Consider the following 15,256-nt stretch of genomic DNA (forward strand, 5'->3'; position numbering starts at 1 on the left):
ACACAAGACCCTCGTCATTGCGCGCATCTTAAAGGCAGCGGCCACCATCCGCGCGATCCGCTCGCGACGAATTGGCGTCGTTCAGAATTGCGGTCCGGAAACCCCCGGCGCCAGCGGCTTGGGCGCCGGCCGCGACGGGGGGCCGGCCTGATCGTCCGCATCAGGCTCCGGCCCGGACGCCGCGCCACCCGGCACCATGGTCCGCGTATAATCGATGCGGATCCGCACCCAGCTCCCCACCATCTTCTTGCCATTGACCCGCGGCGGCATCACCAGAAACTGCCAGGCGGCCAGTCGCACCGCCTTGGCAAGGCCCGACCCCAGCGGATATTCCCCCAACGTCTGGCAATTTTCGACATGATAATGGTCGATCGTCTTGCACGCGACCAGGCCATAGCCCCGCGCCGGCGCATTGGCCGGCAGATAGGTGGACAGCTCCGCATGGGTCGGCCGCCGATACCATTCCGCCTCGTACAGTTGCACTCCGCCCGGCCCTTCGCCCGGCCCCTGCACCGCCGCGCTATTGCCCTTGCCTTCGCCCTCGCCCTGCGTCCCCTTGGGCAGGTTGCCGATATCGGCCGACGCCATCTGCTCGCGATTGAGCGTCAGGAAGGGAAAGGGCGATGGCGGCTGCTCGGCCGGCTTTTCCACCGGCACCGGTGGGCGTACCACCGGATCGGCCTGCTTCTGCGGCGAAGACTGTGTCTCCCGCTTCTCCGTCCTTTCCGCCTTGGCCTGTTGCTGGTCGGTCTTCTCGCCCGTCTCAACATCGAACGTCACGGGCATGCGATCGTCTTGTCTGGGCGGCTCGAACCGGGGCGACAGGGTGAAGAGCGCCAGCAACAGCAACAGGTTCAGCACCAGTGCGAAGACGATACCGCCCGCGCGCTGCCGCACCTTCGACCATGGGATAGGGGGAATATTCAAAACAGGGCGACCGGACAGGGCTATCGGGATGGGGTCATGCCCAGACGGCGCCAAACAATCAACCCCGTGCGCCCCCCCGGTCGCATCACGGTCACGCAAAAGCGCTGGCGACCTGAACCCAGTTCGGTTACGGGCAGGTCGAGTTTCCGTTCAGGCCGAGGCGAAAATGGTGATTTTCGAGAACCTTGGCCCGAGGGGCATGACTCGGCCCAACGCAGCGTGCTTGAAGCATGTGAGCACCGGAAGCGCAGAAAAGCGCCATTTGCAGCCCCGCCTGGGCGGAAAGACGACCTGACCGCGATGCTTACACGGCTCTACCAATGGACGCTGGCAAAGGCCGCCCACCGCCACGCCGAACGGTGGCTCTTCGCCATCAGCTTCATGGAATCGAGCTTCTTCCCGATCCCGCCGCATCCGCTGCTCGGCCTCATGTGCCTTGCCCGCCCGGAACGCGCGATCCGCTTCGGCTTCATCTGCACCCTTGCCTCGGTGCTGGGCGGCCTCTTCGGCTATGCCATCGGCCATTTCCTGTATGAAACCGTCGGGCAGCAGATACTGACCGCGCTCGGCCTTGCCGCCAAATTCCCGGTCGCGGCCTGCTATCTGCGCGATTACGGCGCGGAAATCATCCTCATCAAGGGCGCGACGCCCATCCCGTTCAAGCTCATCACCATCACGGCCGGCTTCATCGGCCTGCCGCTCTTCACCTTCCTATGGGCCAGCATCGTCAGCCGCGCCTTCCAGTTCATGCTCGTCGGCTTCCTCTTCTGGAAATTCGGCCGCCCGATCAAAGCCTTCATCGAAAAATATCTGGCCCTGCTCTCTGCTGCCTTCCTCGTCCTCATCGTCGGCGGCTTCCTTGCCGCCTCGATGTTGACCGGCGGCGGGCAAAAGAGCGACAAATGCACCGGCGCGACGCTTGAATCGATCCGCTGACGTGCTGAAACAAGCCTTCGCCCGCCACCCCAAAGTCACGGCGCTGCTGGCGGGATTCGCCTCCGCCACCGGCTTTGCCCCGCTCAATCTCTGGCCGGTCACGCTCGCTTGCCTGGCCGTGTTGCTGATCCTGATCGAACAGGCCCCCGACCGCCGCGTCGCCTTCCTGCGCGGCTGGCTGTTCGGCGTCGGCCATTTCACTTTGGGCCTCAACTGGATCGCCCACGCCTTCACCTTTCAGGATGCGATGCCGCACTGGTTCGGTTATGGCGCGGTGCTCCTGCTCTCGCTCTATCTCGCGGCCTATCCCGGCCTCGCGACATTGGGCGCATGGTGGCTGCACGCCAAACTCCCCCCCCTCTCAGGGAGGGGCCGGGGGTGGGTAGGCGAGCAAAGCGAGCCTTTATCCTTCATCCTCCTCTTCGCCGCCCTGTGGCTCGCCACCGAATATCTGCGCTCCACCCTCTTCACCGGCTTCGCCTGGAACCCGCTCGGCGTCACCTTGCTGCCCACCGGCATCGGTCTCGCAGCGACGGTCATCGGCACCTACGGCCTGGGCGCCCTTACCATCCTCGCCGCCGGCGCGCTGCTGCTTGCGACCCAGCGCCGGGTCCGTCCCGCGGCCATGTTCGCCGCGCCTCTCGCCCTGCTTGCTCTGTGGGGCCACCTCGCCCCCGCGCCAGCCACGCCCGTCGGCGCGCCCCGCATCCGCGTGGTCCAGCCCAATATCGGCCAGGACGAAAAATATTCGGTCGAGGCGGAATATCGCAATTTCCGCAAGCTCTCGACCCTGTCGGGCCAGCCGCGCCCGGCCCCGCGCCTCATCTTCTGGCCCGAAGCGGCGATCCCTGCCTATCTCGACATGGAACCCGACTGGCGCGCCCGGCTCGCGCACCTGCTCGGCCCCGACGACCTGCTGATGACCGGCGGGGACAAGGTCTATTTCAAGCCGGCCGAACAGGACGGCACCCTCGTCAACAAACTTTCCGGCGCCAACAACAGCGTCTGGATCGTCACCCCGGCCGCCACCATCGCGGGCCGCTATTCGAAATCGCACCTCGTCCCCTATGGCGAATATCTGCCGATGCGGAACATCCTCGAACCCATCGGCCTGTCCCGTCTCGTGCCCGGAGACGCCGATTTCTGGCCCGGCCCGGGCCCGCAAAGCCTGACCCTGCCCGCCAATCCCGGCCGCCCCCCGCTCAAGATGGGCATCCAGATCTGCTACGAGATCATCTTTTCAGGTCATGTGATCGACGCGGCGAACCGCCCCGACTTCCTCTTCAACCCCTCCAACGACGCCTGGTTCGGCAGCTGGGGGCCTGTCCAGCATCTGGCACAGGCCCGCCTGCGCGCGCTGGAGGAAGGGGTGCCCATCATCCGCTCGACCCCCACCGGTGTCTCCGCGATCATCGACGCGCGCGGCCATGTCGTCCACGCGCTCGGCCTCAACCGCGCCGGTTTCCTCGACTCCGGCCTGCCCCCCGCATTGCCGCCCACGCTCTTCGCGCGCCTTGGCAACTGGTCGCCCGGACTGCTGGCGCTCCTGCTGCTGGTCGCGGCTCTTGCGCTCCGCAAAGCCAAAAGCTAATAGCACATAAACATTTCTTTATATCGCAACCTGCCCAAGCACCGTACGGGAGTCACATGCGCAATCAATTTCTCTTCACCTCGGAATCCGTGTCCGAAGGCCATCCCGACAAGGTCGCTGACCAGATTTCCGACTCGATCGTCGATCTCTTCCTGTCGAAAGACCCCGAAGCCCGCATCGCCTGCGAAACGCTGACCACGACCCAGCTCGTCGTTCTGGCCGGCGAAATCCGCTGCAAGGGCGTCTATGAAAACGGTGCCTGGTTGCCGGGCGCGCAGGAAGAAATCGAAGCCACCGTCCGCGAAACGGTCAAGCGCATCGGTTATGAGCAGGATGGCTTCCACTGGCAGACCTTCCGCTTCGAAAACAACCTCCACGGCCAGTCCGCCCACATCGCCCAGGGCGTCGATGAAAGCGGCAACAAGGATGAAGGCGCCGGCGACCAGGGCATCATGTTCGGCTATGCGTCCGACGAAACCCCCGACCTCATGCCCGCCACCCTCTATTACAGCCACAAGATCCTGGAACGCATGGCGGACGACCGCCACAACAAGGTCGTGCCCTTCCTGGAGCCTGACGCCAAGAGCCAGGTGACCCTCGAATATATCGACGAAAAGCCGGTCCGCGCGACCGCCCTTGTCGTGTCGACCCAGCATGCCGCCGGCATGGATAATGACGACAGCCGGGCCGAACTGCGTGCTTACGTCAAGGGCGTCATGGCCGACGTCCTGCCCGAAGGCTGGCTGCCCGGCGACGAAGCCATCTACGTCAACCCGACCGGCCTGTTCGAAATCGGCGGCCCCGATGGCGACGCTGGCCTCACCGGCCGCAAGATCATCGTCGACACCTATGGCGGCGCGTCGCCTCATGGCGGCGGCGCCTTCTCCGGCAAGGACCCGACCAAGGTCGATCGCTCGGCCGCCTACATCACCCGCTATCTGGCGAAGAACATCGTCGCCGCCGGCCTTGCCCGTCGCTGCACGATCCAGTTGAGCTACGCCATCGGCGTCGCCGAACCGCTCTCGCTCTATGTCGACCTGCACGGCACCGGCACGGTGGAAGCCTCGGCCATCGAAGCCGTCCTGCCGACCCTCGTCCGGCTGACGCCCAAGGGCATCCGCACCCACCTGGGCCTCAACAAGCCGATCTACCAGAAGACCGCCGCCTACGGCCATTTCGGCCGCACCCCCGACGGCGATTATTTCCCCTGGGAAAAGACCGATCTGGTCGATCAGCTCAAGGCCGCGCTGGCCTGACCTGCTCCCCTCCTGCTGCCCTTGGCCGGAGGCAAGTGACTCCGGCCAAGGGCAGCGAGACCTGCGCGCGCAGCGCGTTGGTCGCAGCGGGTGGGCACATCGTACCATCATAAAAGGGCGCCGGGGCACCAGCCTTCGGCGCCCTTTTTGATACCCCGCCTGTCCGTAAAATGACGAAAAGTTCATTAGGCAACCGCCCCCGTCCAGCGCATAAAAGCCGGGTCGGGTTTGCAACCCCTGTCAAACCCGACACCCTCCTCTCCCCAAAGAGGCACATCATGACAAAGACGGTTGCCATCGCCTTCCTCGGCCTTTCCCTGTTGGCCGGCAATGTTGCTCCTGCATCTGCCGCGCCATGCAAGGACGCGAAGGGCAAATTCGTCAAATGCACCCCCAGGCCGCCTGTCAAAAAGGCGCCCTGCAAGGATGCAAAGGGTCGTTTCATCAAGTGCAAATGACCTGACGAAGGATGTGGCGGCGGGCGGCTTCCAGCCGATGCCCGTCGAAATCCGGCGATGCTTCTCCTCAGCCATCGTCGCCAGCCTCTTGTCATTCCGCCCCTTCCTGCGATCCGGACTGCACAGCGACGGATCGCAGGAAGGGGCACCCTGTTCCCGCTCCGCGCTCGCCGCTTGCCCCCACGGCTCCGCCCCGCTATCGGCGCTGCCCATGACAGCGCATAAATCCGGCGATCCCACGACCCTCAACCGCCTCTACGGCCGCCAGTCGGGGCCAAAGCTCCGCAAGGGCCAGCAGGAACTGGTCGACACCCTCCTGCCTGCCGTATCGGTCCCGGCCGAAGGCGAAGTGACCGCTGCCGACCTCTTCGGCTACGATCGCCCGCTTCATTTCGAAATCGGCTTCGGCGGCGGCGAGCATATGGCCTATCGCGCCGACATGCTGCCCGACCATGGCTTTATCGGCTGCGAACCGTTCCTGAACGGCGTGGTTCAGGCGCTGGGCCACGTCCGCGACGGCGCGCTCGGCAATGTCCGCCTCCACATGGGCGATGCGCTCGACGTGCTCGCCCGCATCCCCGACGGCGCCTTGAGCTTCGTCTATCTCCTCCATCCCGACCCATGGCCCAAGGCGCGCCACGCCAAGCGCCGGATGATGAACCCCGGCCCGGTCGCGATGATCGCGCGCAAACTCAAGCCCGGCGGCGAATTCCGCTTCGGCACCGACCATCCGGTCTATCTGCGCTGGGCGTTGATGGTGATGAACGGTCATCCCGATTTCGACTGGCTGGCCAGCGAAGCCAGGGATTTCCAGACCCGCCCCGGCGGCTGGCCCGAAACCCGCTACGAAGCCAAGGCCCGCCGCATCGGCCACGAAGTCTGGTATTTCCGTTACCGGCGAAAATAGATCAACGGCTTACGTCCGCAAATGACGGATTTCAGCATCTCAGGGCCTTGAAAATATCCCCACGCGACGCTGCCCCCCATGCCGCGCAATGCCGGATGGGCGGCCACGAATCCGAACCCGCTCCAGCACCTGGGCGGCTTTAGCCCATCCTGTCATCCCCGCTTTCTGCTCCGCCAGGGCGTGACGCCTTTCAAGGCCGCGCATGATCGAAAGCCCGCCCGGCTGAAAGGTGGGTGACAGCTTCCTGTCCTATGCGCCGCCGGTCGCCTTCCCATGGCGATCCACGCTGTTTCGCCTGAAAGCAGTCGTCAATCCGACGCCCCCGGTCGTCGCCTGTGAGAGGATTTATGAACGACATCTGGACCCATATCGTGGCCGATTTTTCCAATATCGGCTCCCCTGCCGCCCTGGCCGCCTTCGGCCAGGTCGTGCTGATCGACATCATGCTCGCGGCGGACAATGCGATCGTCGTGGGCGCGCTGGCTGCCGGCCTGCCCCCCGCCTCCCGTCGCAAGGTGATCGCGATCGGCGTCATCGCCGCCTTGGTGCTGCGCATCGCCTTCGCCCTGCTCGTGACGCAGCTGATGCAGCTGGTCGGCCTCGTTTTTGCCGGTGGCCTGCTGCTGGTGTGGGTCGCATGGAAGATGTGGCGCGAACTGCGTTCGGGCGGCGAAGCCGAAGATGCCGGCGATATCGCTGGCAAGGCTGCGCCCAGGGGCTTTGCCCAGGCCGCCTGGGCCGTCGCCATCGCCGACGTGTCCATGAGCCTGGACAATGTGCTGGCCGTCGCCGGCGCCGCGCGCGAACATCCCGGCATCCTGGTCGTCGGCCTGATCCTGTCGGTCGCGCTGATGGGCGTGGCGGCAAATCTGCTCGCCCGCGTCATCGAACGCTACCGCGCCATCGCCTATTTCGGTCTGGCAGTGATCCTCTATGTCGCGGCCAAGATGATCTATGAAGGCGTGATCGACCCGGCGACGGGCCTCATGACCCTGTTCTGATCTTCATGGCCCTGAACCCAAGTGGTGCGCCGATCAGGACCAGCACCACGCGGGTCAGGTGATGGATGATGACCACGCCCGGCTCCAGTGCCAGACTGAGCGCCACCATGCTCATTTCGGCGAGGCCGCCGGGCGAATAGGCCAGGGTCAGCAGCACCGGGTCCAACCCGGTCAATACGCTGACCCCCGCCGCCCAGGCGAACGTCACCGCCAGCAGGATCAGTGTCGATCCCGCCGCCAGCGCCACGGTGCGCAGCAAAGTCTTCATCGTCAGCCCGACGAAGCGGCAGCCTATGGTGGCGCCCAGTCCCACCTGCGCGGCCGCCAGCGCCCATGCCGGGATGCGGAAATCGGCCACCCCGCTCATATGCACGGCCGCACTCACCGCCAGCGGCCCGACCAGATGCCAGGCCGGCAGGCGCAGCAGCCTGCCGACAAGCAGCCCCACAAGCACGCAGCCCACCGCCCACGCCAAGAGCGTCCAGTCCGCCACCTCCCCCGTCACCGCCGCGGCTGGCGCCATGGCGACCGGCGCATGGTCCAGCCGGATCAGAAAGGGCAGGATGAAGACGACCAGAAAGATGCGCGCGCCGTGGATGAGGCCGATGGTTCGCTCGTCCGCGCCGCGCTCCGCCCCCATCACCACCATTTCGGCGATGCCACCGGGCATGCCGGCGAAATAGGCGGTGGCCGGATCGAATTTCGCGACCTTGCGGAAATAGGTGACGCACAGCAGCGCCGCGCTCGCAAGAAAGAAGGGCAACGCGACAAGCGGGATGATCCACTCGCGCGCCTGCGGTAACAGATGCGGGCCAAAACTGCTGCCCAGCACGACGCCAATCACCGCCGCCATCGGCCGGCGCGTGGCGGAAGACGCCTGTATCGGCAGGCCGATGACGCTGGCCACGGCGCAGGCGGCCATGGACCCCAGCACCCAGGGCAAAGGCGCGCCGATCTCCAGGAACAGCGCGCCGCCCCCCGCCCCCACGGCCAGCGCCGCCAGGAAGCGCAGCATCATTCCTCCACTCTTGGACCATGATCCGATCGGGTTGGGGCGGACCATGATCTCATTCCTCATATTTTCACGAATTTAGCCGCGTCGTCCGCCGTCTCCCGTAACCGTCAGGCCACGAAGGGGAAAGCCAGCGCGATCATGCCCACCAGCGTCATGACGATGCACACGGCGGCGGCCGGCAGCAAGGTGAAGCGCTGATGATCGGCCAGGTCGATGCCGGCCAGGCTGACGAGCAGATAGGTGGACGGCACCAGCGGGCTGAGCAGATGGACCGGCTGGCCCATCAGCGACGCGCGCGCGATCGCCATCGGATCGACGCCATAATGGGCGCCGGCCTCCGCCAGGATCGGCAGCATGCCGAAATAAAAGGCGTCGTTGGAGATAAAGAAGGTGAAGGGCATGGACAGCAAAGCGGTGATCGGCGCCATATACGGCCCGAGCGCGGGCGGGATGAAGCCCACCACTTCCTTGCTCATCGCCTCCACCATGCCGGTGCCGCCCAATATGCCGGTGAAGATGCCTGCGGCGAAGATCAGCGACACGACCGACAGGACATTGCCGGCATGGGCGGCGATCCGCTCCTTCTGCTGCGCGACGCCCGGATAGTTGACGATCATGGCAATGGCGAAGGCGATCATCATCAGGACCGACAGCGGCAGGATTCCCCATACCAGCAGGCCCAAGAGCACGACCACCAGCGCCGCGTTGAACCAGCGCAGATGCGGACGGCGCGCTTCGGGATATTGCGACACGCCAAGGTCGGCGACGTCCACCGCCTCACGCTGCGGGACATGGACATGGCCCAGGCGTCGCCGCTCCTTGATCCCGAACCAGAAGGCCAGGCCCAGCAGGAAAGCCAGGCCCGCGATCATGCCGGGGACGAGCGGCAGGAAGAGGGTCGCCGGATCGAGCTTCAGCGCACTGGCGGCACGAGCGGTCGGCCCGCCCCACGGCGTCAGGTTCATGATCCCGCTCGTCACCATCAGCAGGCAGACGAGGTAGATGCGCTTCATGTCGAACCGCTTGTAAAGCGGCAGCAGCGCGGCGCAGGTGATGATGTAGGTGGTCGATCCGTCACCATCCAGGCTGACGACCGCGCACAACACCACCGATCCCAGCAGGATCAGCAGCGGATCGCCATGCACCAGCTTGACCAGCCGGCCTACCAGCGGATCGAACAATCCCGTGTCCGTCATGGTCGAAAAGAACAGGATGGCAAACAGCAGCATCACGCCGGTCGGCGCCAGATTCTTGATGCCGTCGATCATCATGTCGCCCAGGCCCGCCGCCTGCCCGGCGACAACGCCGAACAGGGACGGAATGACGATCAGCGCCACCAGCGGCGTCATCTTTTTGGTCATGATCAGCGTCATGAAGGTGGCGACCATCAGGAAGCCGAGCAGGGCAAGATTCATCGCTGCATCCTTGAAGAGGCGAGGAGAAGAAGGATCAGAAAGTCACGCCGACACGCGCGCTGACGGTCTGGCCGTCGTCGCTGCCGGTGAAGGCGCCGGCACGATTGTCGGTGCGCCAATGGATGCCGTTCAGCTGAATCCGCGTGAAGCTGTTGAGATACCAGTTCACACCGACCGTAGCGGCCCATCCGTCGCCGCCAAGGACAAGGTCGGTATAATCCAGATTTTCGTAGCGTGCGGTCAGTTCGATCGCACCCGACCCGCCATCCAGCACCGGATCGATGACGTTGGGCTGGCCAAAGCTGCCAAGGCGCGGATTATAGGGGGGCAGTTCGCCGGTCAGGAACAGGCCGGTGGACAGGCTCCACGCCTTGCTCTCGAAATCGGGGCGTCCGCCGGTCAGGCGCGCGACGCGCCGTCCGGCTTCGCCCATCACCCACAGGCCGCCGCTATAGCCGCCCAGTTCCACACCATAGCCGGTGGTCGATTTGCCGCCCAGCAACTCGCCGGTCGATACCCGCACCGCCCCATTGAACCGCCCGCCGATCACAGTGCTGCGCGTCAACGTCGTCGCCGCCGACGACAGCGCCTCGTCAAAGCCCCATGCGCCCACATGCAACAGCGACCGGTCGGTCCTGATCGGGTTCCAGTGCGCGCGGAAGGCGGCGGTGCGGCTGTCGTTGGTCGCCTGCTGGCCATCGACCCGGTCGCCGGTCACGCTGACCGACGCATGCCAGTTGGGACCGAACATGCGGCCCATGATGCCGATGCCGTAAAAGCCGCGCTGCGGGATGATCGCGGTCGAAACCGTGCCGCGTTCCAGGAACGGCGTGGAGTCAGAGCCGGTGCTGCCCTCGAACGCGCGATCGTTGAACAGATGCCCGGCGCGCACGTCATAATCGACCTTGCTGCTGATCTTGTTGCGATAGCCCAGAAAGGCGGTGACGATGTCGACCTCATTTTCCGAAAAGTCGCTTTCGAACTGGTAGAAGAAATGCGGCCCGACGCCGCCTTCCAGACCCAGCCGCAGCGCGCGCATGCCGGTCGTGGTCGTGTTGCGGCCATCATATTTCGAACCCATGGTCGAACTGACGTCGACCAGGATGCGCCCGCGCGGCTTGTAGGTGAAGACGCCGTCGGCCGATCGGAAGACGGGCAGGCCTGCCCCCCATTCGGTTTTCACGCCGACTTCGTTGGCGGCGATGGCGCGGGCCTGCGCCACGTCGATGTCGGCCGGACCGGGCGGCACGATCTGCGGCGCGAAGGGCGTGACGACCAGCGCCGGCGTCGCCTGCTGCTGCGCGACTTGCGGCGCGGGCACCGGTGCGGCGGCCTGCGCAACCGACCGCCCTTCGATCTTGTCCAGCCGCGCCTTGAGCAAGGCGATTTCGGCCGCCTGCGCCTTTACCAGCGCGGCCAGTTCGTCGGCACTGGGCGTCTGCGCCAGCGCAGGGGTGGCGGCGATCAGCGCCAGCGCGGCACAGCCATTGCGGAAAGCGGGGGCGCCGCGCAACATCAGGGACGTCATTATTTGGCTCCAGAAGCGAGGATCGCGTTCCAGTCGCGCAGGAAGCGCTGCTGTTTCAGGCGATCGAGATTGGCGAGAAGCTGCGGGCCGACGCGCACCGGGCGCGCCTGAGCCGCAGGAAGCCGGCGACCGCGAATGTCGGCGCGGACCGGCCAGAGGCTGTGCTGGGCGAGCAGGGACTGGCCCTGACGCGACAGCAGGAAATCCAGGAACAGCTTGGCGGCGGCAGGATGCCGCGCCTCCCGCGCGACAAAGGCGATGCGCGACATCACGATCGTATAATCCTGCGGAAATATGACGCCGATGCGCGGGTCGCGCCGCGCCCGCTCCACCGCATAGGAACCGATGACATTATAGGCGATGGACAGCTTGCCTTCCGCCACGCCGCGCAACATCGGCTCGGTGGTGATGGACAGGACCGGCCGGGTCGCCGCCATCGCCTCCACCAGCGACCGCGTGTCGCCTGTGATCGCGAAATCCTGCGTCAGATACAGATAGCCGGTGTTCGACCGCGCCGGGTCGAAAGTCGCGACCTTGCCCGTCAGCGCCCGGCGATCCTTGCGCAACATCGCTTCCAGCGCGGCATGGCTGCGCGGCGGGTTGGGGATTGCTTTCTTGTTGTAAACATAGGCGATCGGTTCGGCGGTGACGCCAAAGCCCATATTCTTCCACACTGCCGACGCTGGCAAAGCCGGCTTTTCGGGGCTGGTATAGCTTTGCGCGAACCCGTCGTTGATCAGCTTCACCTGCTGGTCCATCGCCGACGACCAGACCAGATCGGCCGATGGCTTGCGACCTCGCGATTCCGCGACGAAGCGGCGATACATTTCGTTGGAGCCAAGGTCGGCATAGCGCACCGTCACGCCCGGATACCGCCGCTGGAACGCCAGGATGACCGGCGCCATTTCCGACGTGTCGGCATTGGCATAGACCACGACCTGCCGTTCCGCCTGCGCGTCGGCGATCAACTGGTCATAGGATCGCGGATAGCCTGCCGGCCGCTCCGCCACCGCTACGACCGTCGGCACCGCCAGACTTGCCAAGAGGGAAACAATCTGAATAACCCGTCGCACGAACCCTGCTCCTCGCCTTCCGTTTCTATCGCCGGATAAGATGTGAGGCTCAGTTACGAAGCCAAGCTGTCACCAACCTTTCAGCATCGGGTGCCCCATTCGGATTTTGATGATCGAGGATGACGCCGCGCTGGCGCGCAGCATTTCCGCCCTGCTCCGTGCGGGGGGCCATGCCGTGGATCATGTCGCGACGGGGGAAGACGCCCTGTCCATCGTCGGCAGCGAACCCTATGCGCTGGTCATCCTGGACGTCGGCCTGCCCGACATGGATGGTTTTGCCGTCCTGGCTGAACTGCGCCGCCGGGGCGAAAAGGTCGCGGTACTGATGCTGACCGCGCGCGACGCGCTGGACGATCGGGTGCGCGGGCTGGATCTGGGGGCCGACGATTATCTGCGCAAACCCTTCGACCCGGAGGAGCTGGAGGCGCGGGTACGCGCGCTGGGGCGGCGGCGCGGCGGCGATCCGACGCCGGAACTTGTCGTCGGCACGCTCACCATCAATCGCTCCACCGGCGCTGTGGAAGTGGCGGGCCGCGCCCTTGACCTGCGCCGCCGCGAATTGGCGGTGCTGGAGGCGCTGGCGACTCGCGCCGGGCAGGTGGTGCCGCGCGAGCTGCTGATCGGCGAAGTCTTCGGCTTCGACGAGCCGGTCGGCGGCAACGCCATCGAAGTGCATGTGACGCGCCTGCGGGGCAAGCTGGCGCCCGATGGCCCCGGCATCCGCACCGTGCGCGGCGTGGGCTATATGCTCGATGTCGGGTAAGTCTCAGGCGATCGCCCTGCGCACCCGGCTGCTCGCAGCGATGCTCGGCCCTTTGCTGGGCGCGGCGGCAATCATCGGCGTGGGCGGCGCGACGCTCATCTCCGATGTGGTGCGCCGCACCAATGACCGGGTGCTCGGCGGCGCGCTGGGCGCCATCGCCGAAACGGTGCAGGTGGAACGGGGCGAAGTGACGCTGGACCTGCCTCCGGCCGCCTTTGGCATGCTGGAGAATAGCGAGCGCGACAATGTCTATTATCGCATCGCCGTGGGGCGTGCATTGCTGACCGGCTATGCCGATCTGCCCGCGCCCGATCCGGCGACCATGACCGTCGACCACCCCCGCTTCCGCTTCGCCCGCTATCGCGATCAGGGCATCCGCATCGCGGAGGTGAAGCGCATGCTCCCCCGCATCGACCAGCCGGTCGTGATCCAGGTCGCCGAAACATTGGACAATCGCAAGACGCTGGCCGGGCAGCTGACCATCGCCCTGCTGCTGGGCGAAGTGGCGCTGGTCGGCGTCGCCGTGCTGCTGCTGCGCCCCGCGCTGGGCTGGAGCCTGCGCCCCCTCGCCCGCCTGCGCCGCACCGTGGAGGCGCGCGACGGCAATGTCCGCGCGGATTTCTCCCCGCTCGACGCCGGGCCGCTGCCCAACGAACTGCAACCCCTGGCCATCGCCTTCGACCATATGCTGGCGCAACTCGACACCGCGACCGGCGGTATGCGCCGCTTCACCGCCGACGCCTCGCACCAGATGCGCACGCCCCTGTCGGTGCTGCGGGTGCAGGTGGAACTGGCGCGGCGCGGCTCGCATGAGGCGCTGGACGAGATTGCCGACGCGGTCCAGCGCCTGGAGCGGCTGGTGACGCAGCTGCTCGCCCTCGCCCGCGCGGAGGAAGGCGGCGTATCGCCCCCGCTCGAAACGGTCGATCTCAAGGAAGTCAGCCAGGCCGTGATCGGCCGCCTCATCAACCAGGCCATTGCGGCCGATGTCGAACTGAATTTGGACGCGCAGGATGGCGACAGCTATCCCGTGCGGGCGCACCGGACGCTGATCTTCGAAATCCTCGCCAACCTCATCGACAATGGCATCCGCTACAATCGGCGCGGCGGCACGGTCACCGTCGCACTGGCACGCACCGATACGGAAATCACGCTATCCGTGCAGGATGACGGCCCGGGCATCGCGCCGGAAAACCGATCCCGCATATTCGAACGCTTCTTCCGCGCCGCCGGCCAGACCGGACCGGACGGCACCGGCCTTGGTCTTGCCATCGTGCAATCGGCGGCCCAGCGCATGGGCGCGCATGTCAGCATGTCCAACGCCGCGCCGGGCACCTGCATCACCGTCCGCTTCCCGGCCCACCATCCCGCCTGAAACCCCAGCTTTCGGGCGGGATGGATAAAAGCGCTCCATTCACTACCAATTCAATTGATATAGCGGTGCGCAGTGCTTCATCATCCGAGACATTTCATGACCAGCTCTTCCCTGCCCGCCGACGGCATCCAGTTCCCGCAACAGATCGACCTCGTGGTCGATGCGCTGCATCAGGCGCGGCTGGACTGGCGCGCGGGCCATGCCCGTCATGCCGAACAGGGCGTCCATTTCCCCTCGCGCCAGTCGCTCAAGCGAATCAGCAACGAACTGGCCATCGCCCTTTTTCCGCTGCGCTTCGGCCCGCCCGAACTCACCGCGCAGAATGAAAACAACTATGTCGGCGCCTCGCTCGAATCGACCCTGTCGCAACTCGCGGCGCAGATCCGGTTGGAGCTGGGCTATGACGCCCCCGACAGCGACCAGAAAGCGATCGCGCTGAAGGTCGAACGGGCGATCGGCATCTTCGCCGCGCGCCTGCCCGATATCCGCCGCCTGCTCGATAGCGATGTGGAGGCCGGCTATGCCGCCGATCCTGCCGCGCGCAGCGTGGACGAAGTGCTGCTTGCCTACCCTTCCCTCACCGCCGTCATCCACCACCGCATCGCCCACCTCCTCTATCGCCTCGGCGCGCCGATCGTCGCGCGGGTGATCGCGGAAATCGCGCATGAACGCACCGGCATAGACATTCATCCCGGCGCGACGATCGGCGGCCGCTTCTTCATCGACCATGGCACCGGCGTCGTGATCGGCGAAACCGCCATCATCGGGGACCGGGTGCGCCTCTATCAGGGCGTGACGCTGGGGGGCGACCCGGATGTGGAGGGCCGCCACGACGTTCCGCGCCACCCCATATTGGGCGACGACGTGATCGTTCATGCCAATGCGAGCATCATCGGACGAGTGACGATCGGCGCGGGATCGCGGATCGGCGGCAATCTGTGGCTGCGCAGCGACGTGCCCGCCGGCAGCATCGTCGAAGCCCCGCCCCCCATCATCCGCCAGCCGGGCTAG

Annotated in this window: 13 protein-coding genes; 8 read left to right on the forward strand and 5 right to left on the reverse strand. The window is 65.8% G+C overall.

The window, feature by feature from the left end:
* Window positions 1-81: 81 nt before the first annotated feature.
* Complete coding sequence (locus AC07UX_RS06510) at window positions 82-876, reverse strand: hypothetical protein (protein ID WP_495191808.1); 795 nt, start codon at window positions 874-876, stop codon at window positions 82-84.
* Window positions 877-1,227: 351 nt separating this feature from the next.
* Between AC07UX_RS06510 and AC07UX_RS06515 the strand changes: the two genes are divergently transcribed.
* From AC07UX_RS06515 to AC07UX_RS06535, 5 genes are all read left to right on the forward strand, one after another.
* Window positions 1,228-1,863: a YqaA family protein gene (locus tag AC07UX_RS06515; RefSeq protein WP_495191131.1), complete on the forward strand. Its 636-nt coding sequence runs from the start codon at window positions 1,228-1,230 to the stop codon at window positions 1,861-1,863.
* 1 nt (window position 1,864) lies between these two features.
* A complete protein-coding gene (lnt, locus tag AC07UX_RS06520; protein ID WP_495191132.1) occupies window positions 1,865-3,454 on the forward strand; it encodes an apolipoprotein N-acyltransferase in 1,590 nt (529 codons plus the stop codon).
* A 56-nt stretch (window positions 3,455-3,510) separates the two neighbouring features.
* Complete coding sequence (gene metK, locus AC07UX_RS06525; protein WP_495191133.1) at window positions 3,511-4,710, forward strand: methionine adenosyltransferase; 1,200 nt, start codon at window positions 3,511-3,513, stop codon at window positions 4,708-4,710.
* Window positions 4,711-5,379: 669 nt separating this feature from the next.
* Window positions 5,380-6,075: a tRNA (guanine(46)-N(7))-methyltransferase TrmB gene (trmB, locus tag AC07UX_RS06530; protein WP_495191134.1), complete on the forward strand. Its 696-nt coding sequence runs from the start codon at window positions 5,380-5,382 to the stop codon at window positions 6,073-6,075.
* A 347-nt stretch (window positions 6,076-6,422) separates the two neighbouring features.
* Window positions 6,423-7,076, forward strand: a complete 654-nt coding sequence (locus AC07UX_RS06535; RefSeq protein WP_495191135.1) for a YjbE family putative metal transport protein — start codon at window positions 6,423-6,425, stop codon at window positions 7,074-7,076.
* Here the strand turns inward: AC07UX_RS06535 and AC07UX_RS06540 are convergent.
* From AC07UX_RS06540 to AC07UX_RS06555, 4 genes are read right to left on the reverse strand one after another with little or no spacing between them, the layout of a single operon-like run.
* Window positions 7,060-8,139, reverse strand: coding sequence for an AbrB family transcriptional regulator (locus AC07UX_RS06540; RefSeq protein WP_495191136.1), 1,080 nt, complete (start codon window positions 8,137-8,139; stop codon window positions 7,060-7,062). The two genes, AC07UX_RS06535 and AC07UX_RS06540, sit on opposite strands and share 17 nt — an antisense overlap.
* A gap of 59 nt (window positions 8,140-8,198) precedes the next feature.
* On the reverse strand, window positions 8,199-9,506 hold the full coding sequence (locus tag AC07UX_RS06545) for a CitMHS family transporter (protein WP_495191137.1): 1,308 nt from the start codon (window positions 9,504-9,506) through the stop codon (window positions 8,199-8,201).
* A 34-nt stretch (window positions 9,507-9,540) separates the two neighbouring features.
* Window positions 9,541-11,034, reverse strand: coding sequence for an OprO/OprP family phosphate-selective porin (locus AC07UX_RS06550; RefSeq protein ID WP_495191138.1), 1,494 nt, complete (start codon window positions 11,032-11,034; stop codon window positions 9,541-9,543).
* Window positions 11,034-12,107, reverse strand: a complete 1,074-nt coding sequence (locus AC07UX_RS06555; RefSeq protein WP_495191139.1) for an ABC transporter substrate-binding protein — start codon at window positions 12,105-12,107, stop codon at window positions 11,034-11,036. Before AC07UX_RS06555 ends, AC07UX_RS06550 begins: the two co-directional genes overlap by 1 nt.
* Window positions 12,108-12,216: 109 nt before the next feature.
* Here AC07UX_RS06555 and AC07UX_RS06560 point away from each other — a divergent pair, with 109 nt between their 5' ends.
* The 3 genes from AC07UX_RS06560 (at window position 12,217) to epsC (ending at window position 15,256) form a co-directional block, all read left to right on the forward strand.
* Window positions 12,217-12,870, forward strand: coding sequence for a response regulator (locus AC07UX_RS06560; RefSeq protein ID WP_495191140.1), 654 nt, complete (start codon window positions 12,217-12,219; stop codon window positions 12,868-12,870).
* Window positions 12,860-14,245, forward strand: coding sequence for a sensor histidine kinase (locus AC07UX_RS06565; RefSeq protein WP_495191141.1), 1,386 nt, complete (start codon window positions 12,860-12,862; stop codon window positions 14,243-14,245). The genes AC07UX_RS06560 and AC07UX_RS06565 overlap by 11 nt, the downstream gene beginning before the upstream one ends.
* Before the next feature lie 96 nt (window positions 14,246-14,341).
* Window positions 14,342-15,256 carry a serine O-acetyltransferase EpsC gene (epsC, locus tag AC07UX_RS06570; RefSeq protein WP_495191142.1) on the forward strand — a complete coding sequence of 305 codons (915 nt, stop codon included), beginning with the start codon at window positions 14,342-14,344 and terminating at the stop codon, window positions 15,254-15,256.

Source organism: Sphingobium sp. GW821-FHT02B05, from assembly GCF_059421905.1.

Coding starts and splice junctions, on each gene's coding strand:
- AC07UX_RS06535 (WP_495191135.1), top strand. CDS start 6,423: ATGAACGACATCTGGACCCATATCGTGGCCGATTTTTCCAATATCGGC.
- epsC (WP_495191142.1), top strand. CDS start 14,342: ATGACCAGCTCTTCCCTGCCCGCCGACGGCATCCAGTTCCCGCAACAG.
- AC07UX_RS06545 (WP_495191137.1), bottom strand. CDS start 9,506: ATGAATCTTGCCCTGCTCGGCTTCCTGATGGTCGCCACCTTCATGACG.
- trmB (WP_495191134.1), top strand. CDS start 5,380: ATGACAGCGCATAAATCCGGCGATCCCACGACCCTCAACCGCCTCTAC.
- AC07UX_RS06565 (WP_495191141.1), top strand. CDS start 12,860: ATGTCGGGTAAGTCTCAGGCGATCGCCCTGCGCACCCGGCTGCTCGCA.
- AC07UX_RS06560 (WP_495191140.1), top strand. CDS start 12,217: ATGATCGAGGATGACGCCGCGCTGGCGCGCAGCATTTCCGCCCTGCTC.
- AC07UX_RS06550 (WP_495191138.1), bottom strand. CDS start 11,034: ATGACGTCCCTGATGTTGCGCGGCGCCCCCGCTTTCCGCAATGGCTGT.
- metK (WP_495191133.1), top strand. CDS start 3,511: ATGCGCAATCAATTTCTCTTCACCTCGGAATCCGTGTCCGAAGGCCAT.
- AC07UX_RS06515 (WP_495191131.1), top strand. CDS start 1,228: ATGCTTACACGGCTCTACCAATGGACGCTGGCAAAGGCCGCCCACCGC.
- AC07UX_RS06540 (WP_495191136.1), bottom strand. CDS start 8,139: ATGGTCCGCCCCAACCCGATCGGATCATGGTCCAAGAGTGGAGGAATG.